The organism is Streptomyces sp. ISL-96, from assembly GCF_018614035.1.
In the GTDB taxonomy this organism is placed as follows: Bacteria; Actinomycetota; Actinomycetes; order Streptomycetales; family Streptomycetaceae; genus Streptomyces.
In genome coordinates this window covers 89,341-113,782 of the sequence record NZ_JAGGPA010000009.1, presented here as the reverse complement: position 1 = coordinate 113,782, position 24,442 = coordinate 89,341, and the positions used below count along the sequence as shown (strand labels likewise).

22 protein-coding genes, 1 tRNA gene and 2 pseudogenes are annotated in these 24,442 nt (G+C 68.9%); 15 read left to right on the top strand and 10 right to left on the bottom strand.

The window, feature by feature from the left end; translation table 11 throughout:
* Window positions 1–119: 119 nt before the first annotated feature.
* Together J7E96_RS06350 and J7E96_RS06345 are read right to left on the bottom strand one after the other, a co-directional pair.
* Entirely contained in the window at window positions 120–806 is a 687-nt protein-coding gene (locus J7E96_RS06350) for a response regulator transcription factor (RefSeq protein ID WP_215128302.1), read from the bottom strand.
* A gap of 41 nt (window positions 807–847) precedes the next feature.
* Window positions 848–2,068 (bottom strand): sensor histidine kinase, encoded by a 1,221-nt coding sequence (locus J7E96_RS06345; RefSeq protein ID WP_215128300.1) that lies wholly within the window; start codon window positions 2,066–2,068, stop codon window positions 848–850.
* 121 nt (window positions 2,069–2,189) lie between these two features.
* On the opposite strand from J7E96_RS06345, the pseudogene J7E96_RS06340 reads away from it, so the two are divergent.
* Window positions 2,190–3,001, top strand: a pseudogene (locus J7E96_RS06340) (ABC transporter substrate-binding protein).
* Window positions 3,002–3,038: 37 nt separating this feature from the next.
* Here the strand turns inward: J7E96_RS06340 and J7E96_RS06335 are convergent.
* Window positions 3,039–4,646 (bottom strand): beta-N-acetylhexosaminidase, encoded by a 1,608-nt coding sequence (locus J7E96_RS06335; RefSeq protein WP_215128298.1) that lies wholly within the window; start codon window positions 4,644–4,646, stop codon window positions 3,039–3,041.
* A gap of 237 nt (window positions 4,647–4,883) precedes the next feature.
* Here J7E96_RS06335 and J7E96_RS06330 point away from each other — a divergent pair, with 237 nt between their 5' ends.
* Complete coding sequence (locus tag J7E96_RS06330) at window positions 4,884–5,165, top strand: hypothetical protein (protein ID WP_215128296.1); 282 nt, start codon at window positions 4,884–4,886, stop codon at window positions 5,163–5,165.
* A gap of 45 nt (window positions 5,166–5,210) precedes the next feature.
* Window positions 5,211–7,028, top strand: coding sequence for a glutamine--fructose-6-phosphate transaminase (isomerizing) (glmS, locus tag J7E96_RS06325; protein ID WP_215128294.1), 1,818 nt, complete (start codon window positions 5,211–5,213; stop codon window positions 7,026–7,028).
* A 45-nt stretch (window positions 7,029–7,073) separates the two neighbouring features.
* Here glmS and J7E96_RS06320 read toward each other — a convergent pair whose 3' ends face one another.
* Entirely contained in the window at window positions 7,074–7,595 is a 522-nt protein-coding gene (locus J7E96_RS06320) for a universal stress protein (protein WP_215128438.1), read from the bottom strand.
* A 315-nt stretch (window positions 7,596–7,910) separates the two neighbouring features.
* On the opposite strand from J7E96_RS06320, the gene J7E96_RS06315 reads away from it, so the two are divergent.
* The 4 genes from J7E96_RS06315 (at window position 7,911) to J7E96_RS06300 (ending at window position 10,621) form a co-directional block, all read left to right on the top strand.
* A complete protein-coding gene (locus J7E96_RS06315) occupies window positions 7,911–8,237 on the top strand; it encodes a hypothetical protein (RefSeq protein ID WP_215128293.1) in 327 nt (108 codons plus the stop codon).
* A gap of 368 nt (window positions 8,238–8,605) precedes the next feature.
* Window positions 8,606–9,841, top strand: coding sequence for a helix-turn-helix domain-containing protein (locus J7E96_RS06310; protein ID WP_215128291.1), 1,236 nt, complete (start codon window positions 8,606–8,608; stop codon window positions 9,839–9,841).
* 5 nt (window positions 9,842–9,846) lie between these two features.
* Window positions 9,847–10,455 (top strand): oligoribonuclease, encoded by a 609-nt coding sequence (gene orn / locus J7E96_RS06305; RefSeq protein WP_215128289.1) that lies wholly within the window; start codon window positions 9,847–9,849, stop codon window positions 10,453–10,455.
* A 93-nt stretch (window positions 10,456–10,548) separates the two neighbouring features.
* A tRNA-His gene (locus tag J7E96_RS06300) sits at window positions 10,549–10,621 on the top strand.
* 96 nt (window positions 10,622–10,717) lie between these two features.
* Here J7E96_RS06300 and J7E96_RS06295 read toward each other — a convergent pair.
* Complete coding sequence (locus J7E96_RS06295; protein WP_215128287.1) at window positions 10,718–11,785, bottom strand: LacI family DNA-binding transcriptional regulator; 1,068 nt, start codon at window positions 11,783–11,785, stop codon at window positions 10,718–10,720.
* 304 nt (window positions 11,786–12,089) lie between these two features.
* On the opposite strand from J7E96_RS06295, the gene J7E96_RS06290 reads away from it, so the two are divergent.
* The 4 genes from J7E96_RS06290 to J7E96_RS06275 are packed head-to-tail and all read left to right on the top strand — an operon-like array spanning window position 12,090 to window position 16,771.
* Complete coding sequence (locus J7E96_RS06290) at window positions 12,090–13,424, top strand: extracellular solute-binding protein (protein WP_215128285.1); 1,335 nt, start codon at window positions 12,090–12,092, stop codon at window positions 13,422–13,424.
* Window positions 13,424–14,455, top strand: coding sequence for a carbohydrate ABC transporter permease (locus J7E96_RS06285; protein WP_215128284.1), 1,032 nt, complete (start codon window positions 13,424–13,426; stop codon window positions 14,453–14,455). Before J7E96_RS06290 ends, J7E96_RS06285 begins: the two co-directional genes overlap by 1 nt.
* Window positions 14,452–15,300, top strand: a complete 849-nt coding sequence (locus J7E96_RS06280; RefSeq protein ID WP_215128282.1) for a carbohydrate ABC transporter permease — start codon at window positions 14,452–14,454, stop codon at window positions 15,298–15,300. The genes J7E96_RS06285 and J7E96_RS06280 overlap by 4 nt, the downstream gene beginning before the upstream one ends.
* A gap of 34 nt (window positions 15,301–15,334) precedes the next feature.
* On the top strand, window positions 15,335–16,771 hold the full coding sequence (locus tag J7E96_RS06275; protein ID WP_215128280.1) for a GH1 family beta-glucosidase: 1,437 nt from the start codon (window positions 15,335–15,337) through the stop codon (window positions 16,769–16,771).
* Window positions 16,772–16,879: 108 nt separating this feature from the next.
* On the opposite strand, the gene J7E96_RS06270 is transcribed toward J7E96_RS06275, so the two are convergent.
* Window positions 16,880–17,314 carry an ATP-binding protein gene (locus tag J7E96_RS06270; RefSeq protein WP_215128278.1) on the bottom strand — a complete coding sequence of 145 codons (435 nt, stop codon included), beginning with the start codon at window positions 17,312–17,314 and terminating at the stop codon, window positions 16,880–16,882.
* 235 nt (window positions 17,315–17,549) lie between these two features.
* Here J7E96_RS06270 and J7E96_RS06265 point away from each other — a divergent pair, with 235 nt between their 5' ends.
* The gene (locus J7E96_RS06265) at window positions 17,550–18,437 is read left to right on the top strand and encodes a helix-turn-helix transcriptional regulator (RefSeq protein ID WP_215128276.1); all 888 of its coding nucleotides are present in this window, start codon (window positions 17,550–17,552) and stop codon (window positions 18,435–18,437) included.
* A gap of 8 nt (window positions 18,438–18,445) precedes the next feature.
* A complete protein-coding gene (locus tag J7E96_RS06260; protein WP_215128274.1) occupies window positions 18,446–18,637 on the top strand; it encodes a DUF397 domain-containing protein in 192 nt (63 codons plus the stop codon).
* Between the two features lie 297 nt (window positions 18,638–18,934).
* Here the strand turns inward: J7E96_RS06260 and J7E96_RS06255 are convergent, their stop codons facing one another.
* The 3 genes and pseudogenes from J7E96_RS06255 to J7E96_RS06245 all read right to left on the bottom strand — a co-directional run bounded on the left by J7E96_RS06255 (window position 18,935) and on the right by J7E96_RS06245 (window position 21,189).
* Complete coding sequence (locus J7E96_RS06255; RefSeq protein WP_215128272.1) at window positions 18,935–19,276, bottom strand: hypothetical protein; 342 nt, start codon at window positions 19,274–19,276, stop codon at window positions 18,935–18,937.
* 73 nt (window positions 19,277–19,349) lie between these two features.
* Window positions 19,350–20,212 (bottom strand): annotated as a pseudogene (locus J7E96_RS06250) (IS5 family transposase).
* Between the two features lie 125 nt (window positions 20,213–20,337).
* Entirely contained in the window at window positions 20,338–21,189 is an 852-nt protein-coding gene (locus tag J7E96_RS06245; RefSeq protein ID WP_251069483.1) for an MBL fold metallo-hydrolase, read from the bottom strand.
* Between the two features lie 1,544 nt (window positions 21,190–22,733).
* On the opposite strand from J7E96_RS06245, the gene J7E96_RS06240 reads away from it, so the two are divergent.
* Together J7E96_RS06240 and J7E96_RS06235 are read left to right on the top strand one after the other, a co-directional pair.
* A complete protein-coding gene (locus J7E96_RS06240) occupies window positions 22,734–23,105 on the top strand; it encodes a cupin domain-containing protein (protein WP_215128270.1) in 372 nt (123 codons plus the stop codon).
* 168 nt (window positions 23,106–23,273) lie between these two features.
* On the top strand, window positions 23,274–23,720 hold the full coding sequence (locus J7E96_RS06235) for a CBS domain-containing protein (protein ID WP_215128268.1): 447 nt from the start codon (window positions 23,274–23,276) through the stop codon (window positions 23,718–23,720).
* 150 nt (window positions 23,721–23,870) lie between these two features.
* Here the strand turns inward: J7E96_RS06235 and J7E96_RS06230 are convergent, their stop codons facing one another.
* Window positions 23,871–24,170 carry a DUF3303 family protein gene (locus J7E96_RS06230; protein ID WP_215128266.1) on the bottom strand — a complete coding sequence of 100 codons (300 nt, stop codon included), beginning with the start codon at window positions 24,168–24,170 and terminating at the stop codon, window positions 23,871–23,873.
* Window positions 24,171–24,442 lie beyond the last annotated feature (272 nt).

Genomic DNA, 24,442 nt, shown 5'->3' with positions numbered 1-24,442 from the left:
TCTCGGCATGGATGTGCCGGCGCGGGGCCCCCGTGTGCCTCATCCCCGCGCCGGCACTGCGAGAGCCTAGGGCGGGCGCGGAGCGGGCGCGTCGCACCCAGGGTTGATGTCCTTGTGGACTATTGCGGTACATCCAGGCCGCCGGGCACGACGAGGGCGGTCTCGTAGGCGAGCACCACCGCCTGCGCGCGGCTGGACAGGCCCAGCTTGGTCATCGTCCGGTTGAGATGGGTCTTGACCGTCGACTCGCTGATGACCAGCTTGTTGGCGATCTCCAGGTTCGACAGACCGGTCCCGACCAGGCGCAGCACCTCCAGCTCGCGCGAGGTCAGGACGGACAGGTCCGGGTGGGTCGCCGGCCCGGCGGACCGGGCCAGCGGGGAGTTGAGGTACGACTCGACCAGGCGGCGTGTCACGGTCGGCGCGAACAGCAGGTCACCGGCCGCGACCACGTCGACGGCGGCCAGCAGGCGTTCGGGCCCCGCGGACTTGAGCAGGAACCCGCAGGCTCCGGCACGCAGGGCGGCGTACACGTACTCGTCCAGGTCGAAGGTGGTCAGCACCATGATCTTGGGCGGAGGGTCGCCGGCCTCCGCGAGGATGCGCTCGGTGGCGGTGATTCCGCTCATGGCGGGCATGCGGATGTCCATCAGGATCACTTCAGGGCGCAGGGCCGACGCCAGCCGTACGGCCTCTTCGCCGTTCGCCGCCTCGCCCGCCACCTCGATCCCCGGAGCCGCCCGCAGCAGCGCCGCGAGGCCTGCCCGGATGAGGTCCTGGTCGTCGACAACAAGCACCGTGGTCACCGCGGTCGGCTCCTTCACCCGGCCGGCGTTCCCCCGGCCCGTCAATCCCCTTTCTGCACACCGGGTGCGCGCGGCGCGGGCAGAACGAGTCCGACCTCGAATCCTCCCTCGCGCCGCGGCCCCGCGGACAGACTCCCGCCGTAGAGCTTGGCGCGCTCACGCATGCCGATCAAGCCGTGGCCCTGCCCGGCGCCGATTGTGGCGCGATCCCTACCACCGCCGTGGCCGTCGTCGGTGACGGTGATCCGTACCTCGTCCGGCAGGTAGTCGGCCGCGACGTCCACGCGCCGGGCGGTGGGGGCGTGTTTGAGCACGTTGGTGAGGGCCTCCTGGACTATCCGGTAGGCGCAGAGTTCCGCCCCCGGCGCCAGCGGACGCGGCTGCCCCGTGACGCGCAGCCGCACCGGCACTCCCGTCTCCCGTACGCGCCGGGTGAGTTCACCCAGCCGGCCGAGGCCGGGCGCGGGCGCGAACCCGCCGGTGGCCTCCCCCTCCTCCTCCGGGTCCGCGCGCAGCAGCGACAGCGTGCGGCGCATCTCGTGCAGCGCCTCGCGCGTCGTCTCGCCCACCGTGCGCAGGGCCTTCTCCGCCGTGGCGGGGTCGGTCGTGACGACGTACTGGGCGAGCCCCGCCTGGACGGAGATGACGGACAGATGGTGGGCGACGACGTCGTGGAGCTCCCGGGCGATGCGTACGCGCTCGTCGGTGACGGCCCGCCGCGCCCGCCCCTCCTGTTCCCGCTCCAACTGCGCTGCCAGAACCGCTAGTTGCGCATTGCGTTCAGCGAGACGCCGGGCCGCCGCGCCGAACCAGCAGATACCGGCGGGAATCACCACGCTCTGGGCGATCACCGTAGGCATGGAGCCCCCTTCGCGGGCCCAGCCGCCGTACCACCACGTCACGCTGACCAGGGCGGCGCAGGCGGCTGTCGTGCGTGGCGTACGCAGCGAAGCGACGGTGTAGAGCGCCATCAGTGAGCCGAGCGAGTTCACGACGGGCCAGTAGCCGAGGTGGATGTACCAGGCCCACAGGGTGCACAGCACGACCATCACCGCGACCGGCGACCGCCTGCGCACCACCAGCGGAAGGTTGATCAGCCAGATGAGGGCGACCCCGGTCCGGTCCATCTCCCGCCACCCCGCGGGCGGATGCTCGTCGCCGAGCAGCAGGCTGACGCCCACGTACGACAGGGTGAGGACCGCGTCCACGGCGAGCGGGGGAATCCGCCGGCGCGACACGGCCCACCAGGCCTTCGAGAGCATCGGCGCAGCGTAGCGCCAGGAACCCCCCCCCCGGACAGCTTGTAAGGTTAGCCTAACCTAACTTCAACTTGTCCACCTGTGGACCAGGACCCCAGCCGCACGTACGAAAGCAGACACCGTCATGCCTCACGCCCGACCTTCCCGCCTCTCCCGTCGCAGCCTGCTGGCCGTCGGTGGCGCCCTCGGCATCGGCGCCGCGCTGACCGCCTGCGGGAAGACCGCCGCGAAGAACGAGGAGACGGCCACCGGGAAGTCGGGGCCGTGGTCCTTCAAGGACGACCGCGGCAAGACGGCGAAGCAGCCGGCCACCCCCAAGAACATCGTCGCGTTCACGGGCGTTACGTCCCCGAGCAGTTCACCGCGAAGATCCTCAAGGTCGGCGCTCCGAGCGTCGCGCTGTGGGCCGCCGAGACCACCATCCCCAAGGCGATCCAGCGCCACGCCGACCTCGCCGAGTCCCTGGGCGCCGACATCAAGTCCAAGAAGATCACCGACTCCAAGGTCCGTTTCGAGAAGGCCGCCGAACGCCTGCGCCAGGCCGCCAAGGCCAACCCGAAGGTCAGGGTCATGATCGGCTCCGCGAGCCCGGACCTCTTCTACGTCACCCTCGCGAAGACGGCGGCGGACACGCTCTACTTCCAGGAGCTGGGCGTGAAGTTCGTCGAGCCGAAGGTGAACGCGGCCGGCTTCTTCGAGGAGCTCAGCTGGGAGAACGTCGACAAGTACCCGGCCGACATCATCATGATGGACAACCGGACCGCCGTCCTGCAGCCGTCCGCCCTCAAGGACAAGCCGACCTGGACCCGGCTGCCCGCCGTCAAGGCCGGCCAGGTCGTCCCGCGCACCACGGAGCCGATTTACTCCTACGACAAGTGCGCCCCGATCCTCGAAGACCTCGCCGAGGCCATCGAGAAGGCCAAGAAGGTCGTCTGACGGTGACAGGGGCCGGGGCCGACGGATCCAGCCGCCGCTACTCCGCAGCCCACGGCACCTGCGCCGAGCGGTAGTAGTCGATCCCCAGCGCGGACATCCGCGGCCCCTGCGCCGCCAGCCGCACCTTGTACGTGTCCCAGTCGTGCGTGGCCGCGGGCGACCAGCCGAGCTCCGCGATGCCCGGCAGCCTCGGGAACGCCATGTACTCGACCTGGTCGTTGGTCCAGACGGTCTCCGACCACATGGGCGCCTCGACCCCCAGGACGGACTCGGCCGGCGCACCCGGCAGGTAGTTCCCCGGGTTCCAGTCGTACGAGCGCTCCACTTCCACGTAGCCCGCCCAGTTGAGTCCCAGCGGCGTGCTCTTGTCGTACTTCATGTCGAGGTACGCCCGGTCCGCCGGCGACAGCACCAGCTTCGTCCCGTTCTTGGCGGCATTGGCGACCTGCGCCTTCTCCGTGGCCGAGGTCCTGTCGAGACCCCAGTACTGGGCGACGGCGCCCTCGACCGGGTTCCCGCCCGTCAGCTGGTGCCAGCCCATCACCGTCTTGCCGTACTTCCCGACGATGGCCTGCGCCTTGTCCATGAAGGTGACGTAGTCCGCGTGCGGCGTGGAGTGCGCCTCGTCGCCGCCGATGTGGAAGTACTTGCCGGGCGTCATCGCGGCGATCTCACGCACCACGTCGTCCAGGAAGCGGTACGTGATGTCCTTCGGCACGCACAGCGAGCTGAAGCCCACGTTGGTCCCCGTGTAGAGGGGCGGCGCGACGCCGTTGCAGTTCAGCTCGGCGTACGAGGCGAGCGCCGCGTTGGTGTGGCCGGGGATGTCCATTTCGGGGACGACCTCCAGGTGACGGGAGGCGGCGTACCGCAGGATCTCCTTGTACTCGGCCTTCGTGTAGTAGCCGCCGGGACCGCCGCCGACCTGGGTGGAGCCGCCGTACGTCGCCAGCCGGGGCCAGGAGTCGATGGCGATGCGCCAGCCCTGGTCGTCGGTGAGGTGCAGGTGCAGCTTGTTGATCTTGTAGAGCGCCATCTGGTCGATGTACGTCTTGACCTTGTCCACGCTGAAGAAGTGCCGCGAGACGTCGAGCATCGCGCCCCGGTAGCCGTAGCGCGGCACGTCCTTGATGCTGCCGCCCGCGACGACCCACGGCCCCTGCTGCCGCGTGTCCTTCTCCACCGAGGCGGGCAGCAGCTGACGGAGCGTCTGCACGCCGTGGAAGAGCCCGGCGGGCTTGAGGGCGCTGATGGTCACGCCGTGGCGGCCGGACTCCAGCCGGTAGCCCTCGTCGCCCAGCGAGTCGTCCTCGGAGTCGAGCCGCAGCCGGATGCCGTCCCTGGCGTCCCAGTCGGTGACGGGCAGGGGGAAGCCGGTGGAGGGACGCAGTATGTCCGCGAGGTACGAGCCGATCCGCCGCGCCTCGCGCGATTCGTCGTCGACCCTGATGCGCGTACGGCTCGTGAGGGCATAAGAAGACCCGCCCTCTGAGACGGAGGCGGGCGCCGGAATCACCTGGCCCAACGGTCTCGCTTCGGCGGCCGGCTCGGCGGCGGCCGGAGCGGCCGCGATGCTCGTCGCGCCGACGGCGACGACGAGCAGCAGCGGGGCGAACAGGCGTGGAATCCTTCTGCGTTGACTCACGAGCGGTCCCTTCAGCGGGCTTCGCAACGGTGGCGTGGTGCAGGCGAATGGTCACCATGCGTATCGCGCACCCCGTCCAGGGTCAAGGGTTTAGACCACTTCCCCATCTCGTGTCCCGCGCGTCCGCCGCAAGCCGGACGGGACTCCGGCCCACACTTTCCCCTCTGTGACCGAAATCCTGCCCGATTACGGGCAGATTTCTTGCGTACGCCCCGAATCCCCCGCAGTATCTACCGGGTGCTCGATCGCCGCCCGTCGTCCCCGTACGACGACCTCATCGACCATCTGGTCCGCAGCACCGCGCTCCCGCGCGGTGAGGCCGCCCGGGTGGTGCTCGACGTACTCGCGTACTTCGACGAGACGGCCGAGGACTTTGTGCGCCGCCGCCACCGCGAGCTGCAGTCCGGCGGCCTGGTGAACACGGAGATCTTCGAACGGATCGCGGCCGAGCTGCCACACCGCGCCGTGGCGCCGCCGGAACTCTCACTCCGCCAGCTGCGCCGCATCGTCTACGGCTGACACGGCCGGGCACCCACACCACACGACTCGAGGGATACAGACTGTATGTGCGGAATCGTCGGTTATATCGGCAAGCGTGACGTCGCCCCGCTGCTGCTCGAAGGCCTCCAGCGCCTGGAGTACCGCGGCTACGACTCGGCGGGCATCGTCATCACGAGCCCGAAGGCCAGCGGCCTGAAGATGGTCAAGGCGAAGGGCCGCGTCCGCGACCTGGAGGCCAAGGTCCCCAAGCGCTTCGCCGGCACCACCGGCATCGCGCACACCCGCTGGGCCACCCACGGCGCCCCGAGCGACGAGAACGCGCACCCGCACCTCGACGCCGAGGGCAAGGTCGCCGTCGTACACAACGGCATCATCGACAACGCCACCGAGCTGCGCGCGAAGCTGGTCGCCGACGGCGTCGAGTTCCTCTCCGAGACCGACACCGAGGTCCTCGTCCACCTCGTCGCCCGCTCCCAGGCGGTCACCCTTGAGGAGAAGGTCCGCGAGGCGCTGCGCCACGTCGAGGGCACGTACGGCATCGCCGTCATGCACGCCGACTTCTCCGACCGCATCGTCGTGGCCCGCAACGGCTCGCCGGTCGTCCTCGGCATCGGCGAGAAGGAGATGTTCGTCGCCTCCGACATCGCCGCGCTCGTCTCGCACACCCGCCAGATCGTCACCCTCGAAGACGGCGAGATGGCCACCCTCAAGGCCGACGACTTCCGTACGTACACCACCGAGGGCTCGCGTACGACGGCCACGCCGACCACCGTGGAGTGGGAGGCCGAGTCGTACGACATGGGCGGCCACGACACGTACATGCACAAGGAGATCTCCGAGCAGGCCGACGCCGTGGACCGCGTGCTGCGCGGCCGCATCGACGACCGCTTCTCCACCGTGCACCTGGGCGGCCTGAACCTGGACGCCCGCGAGGCGCGCGGCATCCGCCGCGTCAAGATCCTCGGCTGCGGCACCTCGTACCACGCGGGCATGATCGGCGCGCAGCTGATCGAGGAGCTGGCGCGCATCCCCGCCGACGCCGAGCCGGCGTCCGAGTTCCGCTACCGCAACCCGGTCGTGGACCCCGACACCCTCTACGTCGCGGTCTCCCAGTCCGGTGAGACGTACGACGTCCTCGCCGCCGTGCAGGAGCTGAAGCGCAAGGGCGCCCGCGTCCTCGGCGTCGTCAACGTCGTCGGCTCGGCGATCGCCCGCGAGGCCGACGGCGGCATGTACGTCCACGCCGGGCCCGAGGTCTGCGTCGTCTCCACCAAGTGCTTCACCAACACGGTGGTCGCCTTCGCACTGCTCTCCCTGCACCTGGGCCGCATCCGCGACCTGTCGGTCTCGGACGGCAAGCGGCTGATCGCGGGCCTGCGCAAGCTGCCCGCCCAGATCGCGGAGATCCTGGAGACCGAGGACGACATCAAGAAGATCGCCGAGGAGTACGCGGGCGCCCAGTCGATGATGTTCATCGGGCGGGTCCGCGGCTACCCGGTGGCGCTGGAGGCCTCCCTCAAGCTGAAGGAGATCTCCTACATCCACGCCGAGGCGTACCCGGCCTCCGAGCTCAAGCACGGCCCGCTCGCGCTGATCGAGCCCGCGCTGCCGACGGTCGCGATCGTGCCCGACGACGAGCTGCTGGAGAAGAACCGGGCGGCGCTGGAGGAGATCAAGGCGCGCAGCGGCCGGATCCTGGCGGTCGCGCACCGCGAGCAGGAAAAGGCCGACCACACCATTGTGGTCCCGAAGAACGAGACGGAGCTGGACCCGATCCTCATGGGCATTCCGCTCCAACTCCTCGCATACCACACGGCACTGGCCATGGGCCGCGACATCGACAAGCCGCGTAACCTCGCCAAGTCCGTGACGGTCGAGTAGCAGCCGCCGGCAGCCAGAAGGTCGTTGTGATCCCGTACGAACGGGTTACGGGATCACAATGACCGGCCGCTGCGCGCGCCGCGCCAGCCGGCCCGCCACCGAGCCGAAGATCCGCCCGACGATGCCGTGCGTCGAGCCGACCACGATCGCGTCGGCCGAGTACTCCTGGCCGACCTCCTCCAGCTCGTGGCAGATGTCGCCACCGCGCTCGACGAGGATCCACGGCACTTCGGCGAGATAGCCCGCGCAGGCCAGCTCCAGCCCCAGCACCTCGGTGCGGTGATCCGGTACGTCCACGAAGACGGGGGGCTCGCAGCCCGCCCAGACCGTGGTCGGCAGCCGGTTGGCGACATGGACGATGATCAGACCGGAGCCCGACCGCACCGCCATGCCGATCGCGTACGAAAGCGCCCGCTCACTGGACGTGGAGCCGTCGAAGCCGACGACCACGCCGTGCTGGAAGGCGGGATCGCAAGAATGGCGTGTTTCTTCCGCCGCCCGGAGGTCGTCCAGAGGATCGACAACCTGCTTGCGGTCTGCGGGTTCGGGGAGTTCGTGACCGGCCATGGGTGTCTCGGCGAAGAATCCTCTTGGGAGGGGTCGCTGGTCGCTTTTGTCGAGGGAAGCAGTGGCAAGGGCGGTGGAGCGGTGTCCGGGAATCATCTTCCCAAGCCCATACCCCCAAGGGTACGGCGACACTCCTCTCCTGCCCAGAGCCCGCCGTCCCTCACGCGGCGTTCCAGGGAGCATGCACGAGCCCGGCCCGTAAGGCAATGCCGGTTGGCCATTACACGCTGTCTCGACAGGCTCACCCACCGGTGACCACCCGGGCCCGCCGTACGTTAGTCACGAGCCCAAGCCCGCGTACGTGAGGAGCCCGCCGTGCCCGGACCTTCGACCACCCCCGCCACTCCTGCCGCCGCTCCGGTCGGCGACACTGTCGGCGAGGTGGTGCGGTGGGCCGCGTTCAGCTGCGCCCTCGTCCCTGTGGTGCTCGTCGTGTACGGGATGTCGTTCGGCGGGGCGGCCGCCGCCGCGCTGGGGCTCACTGCCGTGACCGCCGTCTGCCGGGTACTCCTGCGCCGGTCCGAGCGCGCGGCGGCCGAGGCGGCCGGGGAAATCGCGGCGGTACGGAAGCGGGAACAGGCGAAGGTGCCGGGGGCGCGGCGGGGCGGGCGTCATGCCGGAAGAAGCGCGCCGGGAGAATGACGGGCTCGCACACACGGGACCGTACCTTTTCAGCCAACTTCTGGCCGCTACCCAACCCTTGTCGAAATACCCTCCCCACCCCCGTTCCACCAGGCATGAAAGGACCGTCTCCGGCCAATGCACCCTACGGGGACGGGCCATGAGCGGGACGCGCACTTCCCTGCGGGGCCCGTGAGTGGAACGCTTCGTGATCGAATGCTTCGCGCCAAGTGGCCTTGTCGACATAGTGCCGAATGCCGAAGTTGTCACGCCGGCGCCACCGGACACAGTAGATTCGATCATGGGTATATACGGCGGGGGAATCATGCAGGACCGAGGGGAAACGTGCAGGACCGAGAGGACGCGAACACCAAGGGGGGCTTAGCGTCATGAGCCAGGACTCCACTGCCGTACCGGAGGCCGCACGGAAGCTCTCCGGACGCCGCCGCCGGGAGATCGTAGCCGTGCTGCTCTTCAGCGGCGGCCCCATCTTCGAGAGCTCCATTCCGCTCTCTGTGTTCGGCATTGACCGGCAGGACGCAGGAGTACCCCGCTACCGGCTACTGGTGTGCGCGGGCGAGGACGGACCGCTGCGGACCACCGGCGGGCTCGAACTCACCGCGCCCTACGGCCTGGAGGCGATGAGCAGAGCGGGCACCGTGGTCGTACCGGCGTGGCGGTCCATCACCTCGCCACCACCGCCGGAAGCGCTCGACGCGCTGCGCCGCGCGCACGAGGAGGGCGCCCGCATCGTCGGGCTGTGCACCGGCGCCTTCGTACTGGCGGCAGCCGGGCTGCTCGACGGCCGCCCGGCCACCACGCACTGGATGTACGCGCCGACGCTGGCCAAGCGTTACCCGTCGGTCCACGTCGATCCGCGCGAGCTCTTCGTCGACGACGGCGACGTCCTCACGTCGGCCGGCACGGCGGCCGGAATCGACCTGTGCCTGCACATCGTGCGTACGGACCACGGCACCGAGGCGGCGGGGGCACTGGCCCGCAGGCTCGTCGTACCTCCGCGCCGAAGCGGCGGCCAGGAGCGCTACCTCGACAGGTCTTTACCGGAGGAGATCGGCGCCGACCCGCTGGCCGAGGTCGTCGCCTGGGCGCTGGAGCATCTCCACGAGCAGTTCGACGTGGAGACGCTGGCCGCGCGCGCCTATATGAGCCGCCGCACCTTCGACCGGCGCTTTCGTTCCCTCACCGGGAGCGCTCCCCTGCAGTGGCTGATCACTCAGCGGGTGCTTCAGGCGCAGCGTCTGCTGGAGACGTCCGACTACTCGGTCGACGAGGTGGCGGGCCGCTGCGGCTTCCGTTCGCCGGTCGCGCTGCGCGGGCATTTCCGGCGTCAGCTGGGCTCGTCCCCGGCCGCGTACCGGGCGGCGTACCGGGCCCGGCGCCCGCAGAGTGAGATGCATTCGGTCGCGTCAGGGCTGCCCGCGGGCGGCCAGGGCGGCGACTCGGTGCCGCAGCAGGGCAGGCGTACGGCGGCGGCCGCGCAGGCGGGACCCTCGGCGACCACGTCGGCGGCCTCGTCGAACCACGAGCCGGGCAAGCCCGGCTCCGACGTGTACGCCCCCGGCCGCCCGACGCTGCCCGGCCAGCGGGATCGCCCCGTAGGGTGAGACATATGAACGATCGCATGGTGTGGATCGACTGCGAGATGACCGGGCTCTCGCTGACGGACGACGCACTCATTGAGGTGGCCGCACTGGTCACCGACTCGGAGCTCAACGTGCTCGGCGACGGGGTGGACATCGTGATCCGCCCGCCGGACGCGGCCCTGGAGACCATGCCCGAGGTGGTGCGGCAGATGCACACCGCCTCGGGCCTGCTCGACGAGCTGGCCGGCGGAACGACGCTGGCCGACGCCGAGGAACAGGTCCTGGCCTACGTGAAGAAATACGTGAAGGAGCCCGGCAAGACCCCGCTGTGCGGAAACTCGGTCGGCACCGACCGCGGGTTCCTGCTGCGGGACATGTCGGAGCTGGAGGCGTACCTCCACTACCGGATCGTGGATGTCTCGTCGATCAAGGAGCTGTCCCGGCGCTGGTACCCGCGGGCGTACTTCAACAGCCCGGAGAAAAACGGCAACCACCGGGCGCTCGCCGACATCAAGGACTCCATCGCGGAGCTGCGCTACTACCGGGAAGCGGTGTTCGTACCGCAGCCCGGGCCCGACTCCGAAACGGCGAAGAAGATCGCCGCGAAGTACGTCCTGCCTGCGGAACACGGGTAATAAGCATTCGGTGAGGCCCGGTCAAACCCGGGCGCGAGCACCCTCTGGGACCCTGTACACTTTTTCTCAGCCGGTCGGAAACGACCGGCCACGGTGGGTGTAGCTCAGTTGGTAGAGCACCTGGTTGTGGTCCAGGTGGCCGCGGGTTCAAGTCCCGTCACTCACCCTGATCGATCCGAGCCCCCGACCTGGAAACAGGTCGGGGGCTCGGATCGTTTTGCTGTGTCCGTCATGACCATGCACGGGTCATGACGGGTACAGGTCATGACGAGGCACGGGTCACCAGCTCCGTCGGGAACACGCTCTGGCGCGGGGCGGTGATGCTGCGCGTGCCGTCCGGGCGGCGGTCGGCGATCTCTTCCAGCAGGACGCGCGTCATCTCGCGGCCCATCTCCTCGATCGGCACCCGGACGCTGGTCAGCGGCGGGTCCATGTGCCGGGCGATGGGCGAGTCGTCGAAGCCGACCAGCGCCACATCGCCGGGGACACTGCGGCCCTGCTCGCGCAGGACCTGGCGGGCGCCCGCCGCCATGACGTCCGACGCGACGAAGACCGCGTCCAGGTCGGGACTGCGTTCGAGCAGGTCGGTCATGGCGCGGCGGCCGCCCTCCTCGGTGAAGTCGGCGGGGGCGATCAGCCGCTCGTCGACGCCGAGGCCGGCCGCGGCCAGGGCCTGGCGGTAGCCGTCGAGGCGGCACTGGGCGCCGTACACCTCCAGTCGTCCTGTGATGGTCGCTATCGTGCGCCGGCCGCGGGATATGAGGTGAGCCACGGCGCTCTGCGCGCCCGTCACGTTGTCCGCGTCGACACAGGGCAGTGCCTCCTGCTCGGAGCGGCGGCCGCTGATGACCGTCGGGATGCCGAGCCGGACCAGCTGCTCGGGCAGCGGATCGTCGGCGCGCACGGAGACGAGCAGCACGCCGTCGACACGGTGCCCGGCGAGGTAGTGGGCCAGGCGGCCGCGCTCGCGGTCGCTGCCGACGATGGTGAGCAGCAGCTGCATCTCGGTGCTGTCGAGGGCGGCGCCGACGCCGCGCACGATGTCGGAGAAGTACGGCTCGGCGAAGAACCGGGACTCGACCTCGGGGACGACGAGCGCGACGGCGTCGGTGCGGTTGGCGGCGAGGGCGCGGGCCGCGCGGTTCGGTACGTACCCCAGCTCGTCCACCGCGGCCTCCACGGCGGCGCGGGTCTCGTCGCTGACGCGCGGGGAGCCGTTCACCACCCGGGAGACGGTGCCCCGGCCCACACCGGCGCGTGCGGCCACTTCTTCAAGAGTCGGCCGTCCGCCGCTCCGGCCCCCTTGGCCCCGGATTCCACGATTCACCATCGTCCCGACCTCCCCATATCGTGCGCCGTTCGGTCGCCGTTCGGTCGCCGTTCGGTCGCCGTCCGGTGGCCGAACGGCGCTGCGCAATATCTCATAGCGGTCTCGGACCCGAAATCCCGCGTCCGGTGCCTTGACACCCCCGCGAGGAGCCGCGAACCTTCAACACATCACATGTGGGAGCGCTCCCACACTACCGGACTCATACACATCCCGCACGTTCCCCGCCCGGGCCGCAGCCGCACCTCAGGGGCTCATCAACGCAGTTGGCCGGGGGGTCGGCACGTCAGGGCGCAAGGAGGACGCAATGCGCATCAGTACCCGTACGCCTCGCCGGACGGTGGTCGTCGCCGCTGTGGTCGCACTCGGCGCCGGCCTGCTCGGCGGCTGCGCCGAGGACAGCGACGAGGGAACCCGTGGCTCCGGCGGCAGCAAGAAGGACGCCAAGGGCAAGACCGTCATCGAGATCGGCACCTTCGGCGTCTTCGGCTACAAACAGGCCGGGCTCTACGACGAGTACATGAAGCTGCACCCGGAGATCGTCATCAAGGAGGACGTGACCGAGCGCGTCGACACGTATTACCCGGAACTCCTGACGCACCTCGCGGCCAACAGCGGCCTCCAGGACATCCAGGCCATAGAGGTCGGGAACATCAACGAGATCGCCACCACGCAGGCCGACAAGTTCGAGGACCTTTCAAAGGCGCCGGGTGTCGACAAGTCCAACTGGCTGGACTGGAAGTGGGCGCAGGGGTCCACCAAGGACGGGCGGACCATCGCGCTCGGTACGGACATCGGGCCCATGGGCATGTGTTACCGCAAGGACCTGTTCGAGAAGGCCGGGCTGCCGACCGACCGCGAGGCGGTGGGCAAGCTGTGGGCGGGCGACTGGCAGAAGTACGTCGACGCCGGCAAGGAATACAAGGCGAAGGGCCCCAAGGGCACCACGTTCACCGACTCGGCCGCCGGCCTCTTCGCCGCCGTCAACAACGGTTACGCGCAGCGGTTCTACGACAGCGACGGCAAGCTGATCTACAAGGACAGCCCGGCCGTGAAGACCGCATGGGACCTGGCGATGCAGGCGGCGCAGGGCGGACTGACGGGCAAGCTGAAGCAGTTCGACAAGGCCTGGGACCAGGCGTACGCCAACGGGGCCTTCGCCACCGTCTCCTGCCCGCCGTGGATGCTCGGTTACATCAAGGAGAAGTCGGGCAAGGCGGGCGAGGACAAGTGGGACGTCGCGGCGGCGCCGAAGCCCGCCAACTGGGGCGGCTCGTTCATCGGCGTACCGAAGGCGGCCAAGAACAAGGCGGAAGCGATCAAGCTGGCGGCCTGGCTGACCGCACCCGAACAGCAGGCGAAGCTCTTCGACAAGCAGGCGAGCTTCCCGTCCACCCCGCCGGCGTACGACTTGGACGTGGTCTCCGGCGCCAAGAACCCGTACTTCGGCGACGCACCGACCGGGCAGCTCTTCGCCGCGGCGGCCAAGGGCATTCCGACGCTGGTGATCGGCCCGAAGGATCAGCAGATCGGTACCGCTTTCGGTGATGTCGGCATCCTCCAGGTGGAGCAGCAGGGCAAGAGCCCGGAGGAGGGCTGGAAGGCGGCCCTGAAGGAGATCGACAACGCGGTGGACGGCTGATGCGTCCGTACACCGACCAGTCCGACCAGGCCGCGTCCCCTTCCTCGGGGGACGCGGTCCCGGCCCCCGACCGCCCCGCGCCCGTGGCGGTCGAGCGGCCGCAGGGCACCGACCGCCGCCGGGTGTGGCGGAGCAGGCGCTACCGCTGGGACACGAAGTACAGCCCGTACGCCTTCGTCGCGCCCTTCTTCGTCTTCTTCGCGGCCTTCGGGGTCTTCCCTCTCCTCTATACGGGCTGGTCGTCGCTGCACCGCGTATCGCTGTCGGCGCCGAACGACATGCAGTGGGTGGGGCTGCACAACTACACGCGGCTGCTGGAGGACGAGTTCTTCTGGAACGCACTGCGCAACACCTTCACCATCGGAATCATCTCGACGGTGCCGCAGCTCCTGATGGCGCTCGGCATCGCACATCTGCTCAATTACCGGCTGCGCGCCTCGGGTTTCTTCCGGGTAGCGATCCTGACTCCGTACGCCACGTCGGTGGCGGCAGCGACCCTCGTCTTCGTACTCCTCTTCGGGCGCGACTACGGGATGATCAACTGGGCACTGGACGCGGTGGGGCTCGGGAAGGTCGACTGGCAGAGCGGGACCCTGTCGTCGCAGGTCGCCGTCTCGACAATCGTGATCTGGCGGTGGACCGGCTACAACGCGCTGATCTATCTGGCCGCGATGCAGGCCGTGCCGAACGACCTGTACGAGTCGGCGGCGCTGGACGGGGCGACCAGATGGCAGCAGTTCATCCACGTAACCATCCCCTCCCTTCGCCCGACGATCCTCTTCACGGTCGTCGTGTCGACGATCGGGGCGACGCAGCTCTTCGGTGAGCCGCTGCTGTTCGGCGGGGCTGGCGGGCAGAAGGGCGGGGCGTCGCACCAGTTCCAGACCCTGGGCCTGTACCTCTACGAGCAGGGCTGGTTCAACTTCCACCTCGGGCGGGCTTCCGCTATCGCCTGGGCGATGTTCCTGATTCTGCTGATCGTCGCGGGTGTGTACCTGCTGATCGCCCGCCGCCTGAGGAAGAGCCATTGACGAATACATTGCGTACTCGCGCCGGCCGCCATCTGCACGGCGGCCCCCTCACCTACGCCGTGCTGATCATCTTCACGGTCGGGTCGCTCTTCCCCCTTGTGTGGACGGCGATCGCGGCCTCCCGCAACAGCACCCGGCTGTCACAGACGCCGCCGCCGTTCTGGTTCGGCAGCAACCTCTTCAAAAATCTCCAGACGGCCTGGACCGACGCCAACATGGGACTGGCGCTGCTCAATACGGCGGTGGTGGCCGGGACGATCGCGCTGGGTACGGTGCTCTTCTCGACCCTCGCGGGCTTCGCGTTCGCCAAGCTCCGCTTCCGCTTCAAGAACCTGCTGATGCTGCTGGTCGTGGCCACGATGATGGTGCCGCCGCAGCTCAGCGTCGTACCCCTGTTCATGACGGTCGCGGAGCTGGAGTGGACCGACCAGCTCCAGGCCGTCATCCTGCCGACTCTCGTCAGCGCCTTCGGGGTCTTCTTCATGCGCCAGTACCTGGTGCAGGCGCTGCCCAGCGAACTGGTCGAGGCGGCGCGGGTGGACGGCGCGAGCAGTCTTCGCGTCATCTGGCACATCGTCTTCCCGGCCGCGCGACCGGCTATGGCGGTACTGGGCATGCTCACGTTCGTGGCCGCCTGGAACGACTTCTTCTGGCCGATCATCGCCCTCACCCAGGACAACCCGACCGTGCAGGTGGCGCTCGCCAACCTCGGCCAGGGATTCGTCCCGGACCAGTCGGTCATCATGGCCGGCGCGCTGCTCGGCACGCTGCCGCTGCTGCTGGCTTTCGTGCTGTTCGGGAGGCAGATCGTGGGCGGGATCATGCAGGGCGCGGTCAAGGGCTGACTTTCCTTTTCCCTCTCCTACAAGGAGGACTTCCATGCCTGAGAGCACAGCAAGCACGGAGAGCTTTCCGCCCGGATTCCTGTGGGGCTCCGCCACCGCCGCGTACCAGATCGAGGGCGCGGTGCGGGAAGACGGCCGCACCCCATCGATCTGGGACACCTTCAGCCATACGCCGGGGAAGGTGCTGGGCGGCGACACGGGTGACGTGGCCGTCGACCACTACCACCGGATGCGGGACGACGTACGGATGATGGCCGACCTGGGGCTGAGCGCGTACCGCTTCTCGGTCTCCTGGCCGCGCGTGCAGCCGACCGGCCGGGGTCCGGCCGCCGAGCGCGGCCTGGACTTCTACCGGGCGCTGACGGATGAGCTGCTGGCGGCCGGAATCACGCCCAGCCTGACCCTGTACCACTGGGATCTGCCGCAGGAGCTGGAAGACGGGGGCGGCTGGCCGGCGCGCGAGACGGCGTACCGCTTCGCGGAGTACGCGAGCCTCGTCGCGGAGGCGCTCGGCGACCGTGTCGAGCTGTGGACCACCCTCAACGAGCCCTGGTGCAGCGCCTTCCTGGGGTACGGATCCGGGGTGCACGCGCCCGGCCGTACCGACCCGGTGGCCGCCCTGCGCGCCGCCCACCACTTGAACCTGGGCCACGGCCTCGCCGTACAGGCGCTGCGTGCCGCGCTTCCGGCGCGGGCGCGGATCGGCGTAAGCCTCAACCCGAGCGCGGTCAGACCGCTGACGCGGTCGGCGGGCGACCTGGACGCGCAGCGCCGCATCGACGCCCTCGCGAACCGCGTATTCACCGGCCCGATGCTGACGGGCGAGTACCCGGCCGACCTGCTCGCCGACACCGCGCACCTGACAGACTGGTCTTTCGTACGGGACGGGGACACGGCGACGGCAGGCGCGCCCCTCGACTTCCTGGGCATCAACTACTACTCACCCGCGGTGGTTTCGGCGCCCAGCGCCGACAGCACGGCGGGCACCCGCCGCGACGGCCACGGCCCGAGTGACCACTCCCCTTGGCCCGGCTCGGAGTCCGTCGCCTTCCACCGGCCGCCGGGCGAACTGACCGCGATGGACTGGTCCGTCGACCCGACCGGCCTGTACGACCTGCTGATGCGGTACGCCCGTGAGGCCCCCGGCGTCGCGCTGATGGTCACGGAGAACGGCGCGGCGTACGACGACAAGCCCGCCACCGACGGCATGGTCGACGACCCGGACCGCATCCGCTACCTGTACGGCCACCTGGCGGCGGTGCGGCGGGCGATGCGGGACGGGGCCGATGTGCGCGGTTACTTCCTCTGGTCCCTGATGGACAACTTCGAGTGGGCGTACGGCTACAGCAAGCGCTTCGGCGCGGTGTACGTCGACTACGAGACGCAGACGCGCACGCCGAAATCGAGCGCGCAGTGGTACGGGAGGGTGGCGAGGACGGGGGTACTGCCGTACCCCATGCTGGATGACTGATGAGACGACGGCAGTGTTCGGTCCGAGACCCGGGCCGTACTCCCCATGCCAGTCAGCCGGACGGCACGACCGTCGCCGCTACAACCTGTCGCAACGCAGGCAGCGTCCTCACTGTGACGACCTGTCGAGCTTGAGCCGACCGAGTTCGAACCAGGTCGCCTTGCCCCTACCGGGCCCGTGCGTGCAGACGCCCCAGGCATCGGCGCCGTACGAGATCAGCATCATCCCGCGCCCGCCCTCCTCCTCGGCGGCGGGTGCTCGGCATTCCGGGAGCCCCGGCGCGCCGTCATGGACGAGCACTCGGAGCCGGTGAGGGTCGGTCCATCCGGCGGAGAGAGTCACGGGGCTGGTGCACGCGGTGGTTCGGCAGGCGTTGACGGCGTTGGTGACGGCCTCGGAGGTGAGGAGGAGCGCGGCGTCGGTGAGGTCGGCGCGGCCGGCGACGGCGAGGAGCGTACGGACGGTCTCGCGGGCGGTGCGGACCCAGACGGGGTCGGGCGGGAAGACGAGGGATACGTCGGTGGGGCGGGGCGGGTCCTCCATGGGGAGCCTCCTGGGAGCGCGCAGCGCGTTGTGGTGACCAGGTCCGCCCTCAAATCGCCGAAGGCCGGGGGTACTTCCTCATGCTGCGGGGGTTGGTTCGGTTGCTCCCGAAGGTAGGGAACGCGTTTTGCTAGGTGCAACCGTTTACCAGATATGTCACCAGAGTGGGTGACAGGCGAACGTTCCGGTGACCACGGGGGTTCGCACCGGCAGACTGCGCTGCAGGAGGTCGAACATGCCACCCAGGAGCAACCCCAGCGAGCGGCAGCGACGGCTCGGGCTCGAACTTCGCAAGCTCAGGAACAGCGCGGGGCTTTCCGGCGACCGGGCCGGCGCCCTGCTCGACGCGGACCGCACGCGGATCAGCAACATCGAGGCGGGCCGGATCGACGTGTCCCGCAACCGGCTCTACAAGCTGCTGCGGGAGTACGGATGCCCACACGGCCCGTACTTCGACGGGCTCATGGAAATGGCACAGGAACTGGGAAAGGGATGGTGGGACGACTTCAAGAACGCCATCGGACCGAGGGCGCGCGACCTCGCGGAACTGGAGTCTCGCTGCTCCGGCATCCGCATCCACGAGCCGCTTTTCATTCCAGGCATGTTCCAGACCGAGGATTACGCTCGCGCGGTGGTCTCCACGGCCGAGCAGGATCAGGACCAGGAGCGTGTGGACCGATACGTGGCGTTTCGTATGGCCCGGCAACGCGTCCTGACCGACCCCGACGCGGTCCCGTACCACGCAATCGTCCACGAGGCCGCTCTACGCCTGCACGTGGGCGGCACCAGGACACTGCGCAAGCAGTTGCTGCGACTGATCGAGATCGCCCGCCTGCCCAACGTGACGCTCCAGATCTTCCCCTTCGAGCGCGGTGCTTACGCCGCGTTCAGCCGTCCGTTCATTCTTTTCAGCGGTGCGACACGGGAGTTGGACACCGTCTACATCGAACACCCGCTGAAGTCCGTCTTCCTGGGGGATGGAGATGCCAACGACAAGTACGGCAAGATGTTTGAGCGGCTCTCCGAACTGGCGCTCGAACCGGTCGATCCGGAGTCCGCACCCGAGTCTCACGACAGCCGGGACTCGCTCAGCCTGATCCAGCACATCATGTACGAACTGTAGGGAGTCAGATGCCGCAGCTCACCTGGCAGAAGTCCTCATTCAGCACCGGCGGCGAGGGTGAATGCGTCGAGTTGGCAACCGGCGCCACTGGCCACATCCACCTCCGCGAGAGCGACCGCCCCACGGAGATCACCACCGCGACGCCGACGGCCTTGGCAGCGCTGCTGAACGCGATCAAGGACGAGCGCATCGTGGGGTAGGGGCGTTGGCGGCCCTGGGGCGTTGATCGCGTCTGCGTTGGGGGCCGCCCACGGGAAGGTCCGGCGATTGGCCGCTCACCGTCGCCGCCCGACGGGCCCGGTGAGTGGGGCGCGGAAGGTTGAGGGGGCGGCTCGGCCCCAGGCTCAGTGGCTGCGGGAACGGCCGCTGGTGCGACATCCCCATTCCGACGCACACGAGCACCCACGCTGACGGCCAGCTGGCATGTCCGGTCGACCTGCGGACTCACGGTCGTGCAGGTGGGGCGCGACAGTTGAATGGGGGGACTCTCGGGCCGGTTAGGGCGTGTTTTGGAAGTTGCTGTTGTGCGGGGTGGGCCCTCCGGGAAAGTCGCGGGCGGCCATCCAGATCGTGAGGTCGCGGGCGATCTGGTCGATGCTGGCCTCAGTGGCGATGTCGTGTTCGCGGCGGGTCGTGTCGCGGCGGACGACCTCGTAGCCGCCTTCGTCCGGGACCGCGACGGAGGTGAACCAGGCCGGGTCGTCGTCGCCGGGCTGGATGACGACGAAGGTGTCGTCTGAACCGTTGAGGTCGTCGATCAGCATGAACAGCGCGTCCTCGGACGGATCGTCGATCCGGTCGCCGTTCTCACTGTCGGCGCGGTAGTACGCAGCCCCCATCGCCCCTGTCTCCCCTCGCCCCGCTGACCTGACCGTGGCCAGAATGACATGTGGTGCTGACACTTCCGGCAGGTCACAGCCATTCGTTGATCGCGGCGATCAGGACGGTTTGCCTCGAAGCGGACCGCGAGCTTGTCGAACCGGGTGGCCACTGCCCGGTTCCTCTTCAGCCGGTTGATGCCGCACTCGACCGCATGCCGGGCCTTGTAGTCCTCACGATCGAAAGCTGGAGGCCGCCCGCCAAGCGCTCCCCGGCGTCTGCGGTGGTCGGACTGATCGGCGCTCCGGAATCGTGCAGCGGATTCCCCGGCGACGCAGATACGCGCGGTTCGCGCGTGCCGAGTACGCCTCGTCGCCACGGACCCGCAGGGGACGGATGCGGGGCCGGCCCAGCCCGAGGCGAGGAACCCGGATGGCTTCCAGAACGGCCGTGAACTGCGGGCTGTCTCCCCGGCCCGGCTGTGACCAGCAGCGATAACGGCTTCTGCCCTTGTTCGCAGGCCAGGTGAACCTTCGTGGTCCAGCCTCTGCGGGACCTGCCCAGGCCGTGGTCATCAGGCTCGGCCTGGCTGCCGCCCGGCGGCTCCTTCTGGGCCTGCCCGTCACGCCGGGCACCGGCCGCGTGCTGATGAGCCCGGCAGATCGTGGAGTCGACTTGACCTCCCACGTGATCAGTCCGGCCGCGTCCGCCCGAGCCTGCAGCCCGGTCAACACCAATGCCCACGTCCCGTCGCGCTGCCATCGGCGGAAGAGCCCGTAGACCGTCTGCCACGGACCGTACTCCCCCGGCAGATCGCGCCACGGAGCACCGGTTCCACACGCCAGCGGATCCCGTCGATCAACCGCCGCCGACATACCGACGGCCTGCCCAACACCGACCGGCACCAACGGCCCCAACACCGCCCACTGGTCATCTGAAAGATCCCCTCGCCCCACACCGAGATCATCACGGCACAAGGCGAGACACGGATCCCAGTTCTAAGCACGGCCTAGCCGAGCGGCAGGTTTCTGGTCGTAGGCGCCGGAGTGCAGCAGATCCCAACGCCGCGCGGCAGCGCCACTCACGTCCCCGACGGCCGCGGCTGCTCCGGCGGAACTGAGCTCTCGGCAACCGCCATCCACTGGTCCAGGTCGGTCTGGGTGAACTCTGCCCACGGTGGGATTCCGGGGAGCTGGCGGAGGAGGTCGTAGGCCTCGGGGATCTGGGCTCCGCGGAGGACCGGGCAGTGGCAGCCGGCGATGACCTCGGCGTTCAGGTGTTGGAAGTCGGTGACGACCGTCCCGAACTTTTGGGCGTCCAGCAGGGCGACCCAGGGGGAGACCAGGCTTCCGCCGAAGAACTGGCCGTCGCGGAATTCGTCTGGCGACAGTGCCGCCATTTCGGGCATAGGGGTCGGCACGTTCGTGGCGAAGGTGTCTACGGCCCACAGGACGTTGGCCTTCGGGTCGAAGAGGGCGCGGGTTGTGGGGTTGTCGTACAGGGGCGGTCGCTTAGCGACCAGGGTGCGATCGCCCGCGTCGATCGTGTCGCCGTCGGTCATGAAGCGGCACCGGTTGATGGGAGTCTCCCACTCCTCGGCCATGCGGCCTATGGAGAACCATGTCGTCAGCAAGGTCGCGTTCGGGCATTCCGCGAGGACCGCCAGGAGGTTGCCGGCGTGGTCGCGGTCGTCGTGGGTGAGGAAGATCCACCGTACGTCCAGGGGATCCACGACGGACCAGGCTGCCTCCAGCCACTGGGAGCGCACTGCGGGCGCCCCGGTGTCCACGAGGACCGGTTCGGTTCCCCGGATCACCATCGAGTTCATCGGGAAGTGGCCGACCGGCGGGGCCTCAAGGGCCCACGGGATGACGAACGTCTCCTCGGCGATCTTGTACGGCTGCAGAAGGTCGAAACTCTCCATTGTTGTCATCGCTGCTCTCCCTAGGACGGAGGCTGCCGCAGCGTCCATGAATCCAGTGCAGCCCCGTGCCGAGCTGTCGTCAAACGCAGCACTCGTGACGGTCGGCTTCGGTGAGCGACGAGGGGTGCGCGGTCGGCGCTGGCCGGTCCCGGGCCGTGCTGGGGCGGGCGGCCGTTAACGCCCGTGGGTGCTGTGCGGGACTTTCAAAACACCCCTAGGCGTCCACCCCGACCGGTGAGCCGGTTGAGCTACAAGCGCGTTGCTGATGGTGGGGGAATGCGGCAAGACACCAGCGGCCATAACCCCTGCCACCTCACATTGGCCAGCGCGCGATCCGTGGATACGACGTGGGTCGAAACACTCCTGTGATGCCTGGAAACGCTACGACTGGGACGTGTGGGGTTGGAGAGGTGTTGGGATTCGCCATGTGCGGGGTTAGTTGCGTTTCTAGCGCGGAACCGGGTTCCTGGAGCGGCCCAACCCCAGCAAAGGCGATAGTTCAGGCGGCCGCCGGGCCAGCACATCAGCCGGTCGTCCGCGCGATGGGCTGCGGTCGAAACGCTCCCGTGACGGGCGCAACCGATACGGCTGGGACTGGTGGGGTTGGAGGGGTCTTCGGATTCGCCATGTGCGGGGTTCATTGCGTTCCGTGCTCCCGGAGAGGGCCGCTGTGACTGGTGGACCGTCGGAAGCCGCCTTCTGCCATTGGCGTGCAACCAACCCCACAGATGACGCACGACGAGACCGCGCCCATGGGTCAAATATGGGGCGAAACGGACGCGCCTGTGTGTCACGTGCTGGGTTCGTCCCATCCCGCCGGTGTGGGAGCCGGGACAGTGCCCCTCCCGCCCGGCTGAGAGCGCGAATTGCCCCATCTGGCCCGGTCGAGTCATCGTCCCGGCCGGACCGTCGGCAGGACCACCAACCCCCGGAGGCCCCTCCACCCACCCACATCAGCAACCTGCTTGCGGCCCAACCGACCACGGGCCGGGGTGGACGCCACACCCACCCGAGTCACCCCATTCAACTGTCGCGCCCCACCCGCGCCGACATGAGTCCGCAGGTCGGCGCGGTCGGTCGGCCGTCCACCGGTGTGGGTGCTCGTGTGCGTGGGAATGGGGGTGTCGCACCAGCGGCCGTCGCCGCAGTCGCTGAGGCTGGAGCCGCGCCACCCCATAGACCTCATGCGCCCCACCCACTCGGCCGACAGCCACCGAACCCACCCGCACCACTCCCCCAGCCCCCGTGCAGGGCGTTTTTCTTTGGGCCGTCCCCCTACAAGCGTTAGCGGTGGGCCGGGGCGGCGGGTCAAGGGGAGCCCGAAGGGTTCTCGCGCAGCGACGCGACGCAGGAGCGCCCTTGACGCGCCGCCCCGGCCCACCGACACTCGAGCGCCCGGGACGGCCCGAAACCCCCAGAAGCAAGCCTTGGTTTGCGACCCCGACCCCGACCCCCGCCAAGCCGCCCAACCAACGCCCCCGGCGTAGCCTGGAAAGTGGACTCGGGGGATCGCAATCGCTCGCTGCGCGCTACGCGCCAGGAGGCGGATGACTATGGCCACGCTCGTGTGCAAGAACTTCGACTCCCCAGATGAGACCCGCCCCTTCGAGGACGGAAAGGGCAGGCTCGATCTGCTCACCACAGACCGAGGCCCGGTGGGCCGTGCCGTCTTCGAGCCGGGCTGGCAGTGGTCCAAGCACGTCAAGCCCATCGCCGGGACCGACAGCTGCCAGGCTGCCCATGTCGGCTACGTCGTGAGCGGCCGGATGAAGGTCGTCATGGACGACGGCGAGAGCGGAGAAGCCGGACCTGGCGACTTCATCTCCATCGCGCCCGGCCACGACGCCTGGGTACTCGGCGACGAACCCTGCGTGACCCTCGACTGGGTCGGCTTCGGCGACTACGCCGTACCCGCCGGCTCCTGAACCCACACCCACACCCACCCAGCCCCCAGCCGCCCCAGCACCGGCGTCGGCACCGGCACCGGCGACGCGCCCCATAGTCCCCTGGTCCCGAGGGGCGGCAGTGAGCCATCCGTGTTGTCATCGATGGAGGAGAAAACAACGTCCCGAATGCGGGAGGACCCAAAAATCATGGCTACGAACAAGCAGCTCAAGGCCCGCGACATCATGACCAGCGGGGTCCAGTGCATCGGTGCGCACCAGTCGCTGTACGACGCCGCGCAGATGATGCGTGACCTGAACGTCGGTTGTCTGCCAATCTGCGGCGACGACAACAGGCTCACCGGCCTGATCACCGACCGCGACATCGTCGTGCAGTGCTGCGCCGAAGGCATCGACCCGGCGACGGTGCAGGCCGGCACGCTGGGCGGGCCCGTGCACTGGATCGACGCCGACGCCGACGCCAACGAGGCTCTGCAGACGATGGAGACGCACCAGATCAAGCGCGTCCCCGTCATCGACGTCGCAGGCGGCCACCAGCTCGTCGGAATGATCACGGAAGCCAACCTCGCCAAGAACCTCAGCGACGAACAGATCGCCGAGTTCGCAACGCGCGTCTACGCAAACGTCGCAGGATAACGTCGCAGGATAACGTCGAACGTCGCAGGACAGCTGCGCTCGTGCGCTCGCCGCCCCGGCGACGGGCGGCCTCCCGCCGGCCGTCGCCGGGGCCCTCGCCGGGACCGAGGCCCTCGCGCCTTTACCTCCGGGACCGAGGCCCTCGCGCCTTTACCTCTGGGACTGCAAGGCTTGCAGGCCCTTCTTGAGGTCGTCGTGGTTCATCACCGGTACGACCTCGACGTCCGCACCGAGTTCCATGAAGAACGTCTCCGCAACCTTGGGCAACTGAGAACTGTCCTGCATGTCGAACACGAGCATGCAGGACCGCCTCCCCATGCTGGGGAAGAAGTAGGCCGCCTCGGGCTTGAGCTCTTGGATCACCGAGTCCAGCATCTGCGGCATCATGCCCTTTCGGATCGCCTCGTTCCCGGCTTCCGTGTCGACATGGGCGTGCAGCATGACCCTCATGGAATTCGCTCCTTCGGCACACCACGGCCGGCACGGTCCCATCCGCGCACACTGAAGCCACGGTGGCGTCGTCCCCCTCACCCTCGCCGCGGGTGAGGGGAGCGGCAACATCTCTTCCACCGTCCGAGCACACGGTGCCTCCGAGGGGATACCCCGGGGGGGACGGCCCCGGGGGTGCACGGCGGCGGGGGTTACGCCGTTGGGGTGCGGTAGCACGCTAGCGAGCCGGAAACGGACAAAAGCCGGGATAGGTGCGGGGCTTGAGGATCTTA

What these genes read in the sequence shown, in the direction of transcription:
- J7E96_RS06345 (WP_215128300.1), bottom strand. Translation starts at nt 2,068, where the DNA reads ATGCTCTCGAAGGCCTGGTGGGCCGTGTCGCGCCGGCGGATTCCCCCG.
- glmS (WP_215128294.1), top strand. Translation starts at nt 5,211, where the DNA reads ATGTGCGGAATCGTCGGTTATATCGGCAAGCGTGACGTCGCCCCGCTG.
- J7E96_RS06320 (WP_215128438.1), bottom strand. Translation starts at nt 7,595, where the DNA reads ATGGCCGGTCACGAACTCCCCGAACCCGCAGACCGCAAGCAGGTTGTC.
- J7E96_RS06310 (WP_215128291.1), top strand. Translation starts at nt 8,606, where the DNA reads ATGAGCCAGGACTCCACTGCCGTACCGGAGGCCGCACGGAAGCTCTCC.
- orn (WP_215128289.1), top strand. Translation starts at nt 9,847, where the DNA reads ATGAACGATCGCATGGTGTGGATCGACTGCGAGATGACCGGGCTCTCG.
- J7E96_RS06295 (WP_215128287.1), bottom strand. Translation starts at nt 11,785, where the DNA reads ATGGTGAATCGTGGAATCCGGGGCCAAGGGGGCCGGAGCGGCGGACGG.
- J7E96_RS06290 (WP_215128285.1), top strand. Translation starts at nt 12,090, where the DNA reads ATGCGCATCAGTACCCGTACGCCTCGCCGGACGGTGGTCGTCGCCGCT.
- J7E96_RS06285 (WP_215128284.1), top strand. Translation starts at nt 13,424, where the DNA reads ATGCGTCCGTACACCGACCAGTCCGACCAGGCCGCGTCCCCTTCCTCG.
- J7E96_RS06275 (WP_215128280.1), top strand. Translation starts at nt 15,335, where the DNA reads ATGCCTGAGAGCACAGCAAGCACGGAGAGCTTTCCGCCCGGATTCCTG.
- J7E96_RS06270 (WP_215128278.1), bottom strand. Translation starts at nt 17,314, where the DNA reads ATGGAGGACCCGCCCCGCCCCACCGACGTATCCCTCGTCTTCCCGCCC.
- J7E96_RS06265 (WP_215128276.1), top strand. Translation starts at nt 17,550, where the DNA reads ATGCCACCCAGGAGCAACCCCAGCGAGCGGCAGCGACGGCTCGGGCTC.
- J7E96_RS06260 (WP_215128274.1), top strand. Translation starts at nt 18,446, where the DNA reads ATGCCGCAGCTCACCTGGCAGAAGTCCTCATTCAGCACCGGCGGCGAG.
- J7E96_RS06255 (WP_215128272.1), bottom strand. Translation starts at nt 19,276, where the DNA reads ATGGGGGCTGCGTACTACCGCGCCGACAGTGAGAACGGCGACCGGATC.
- J7E96_RS06245 (WP_251069483.1), bottom strand. Translation starts at nt 21,189, where the DNA reads ATGACAACAATGGAGAGTTTCGACCTTCTGCAGCCGTACAAGATCGCC.
- J7E96_RS06240 (WP_215128270.1), top strand. Translation starts at nt 22,734, where the DNA reads ATGGCCACGCTCGTGTGCAAGAACTTCGACTCCCCAGATGAGACCCGC.
- J7E96_RS06235 (WP_215128268.1), top strand. Translation starts at nt 23,274, where the DNA reads ATGGCTACGAACAAGCAGCTCAAGGCCCGCGACATCATGACCAGCGGG.
- J7E96_RS06230 (WP_215128266.1), bottom strand. Translation starts at nt 24,170, where the DNA reads ATGAGGGTCATGCTGCACGCCCATGTCGACACGGAAGCCGGGAACGAG.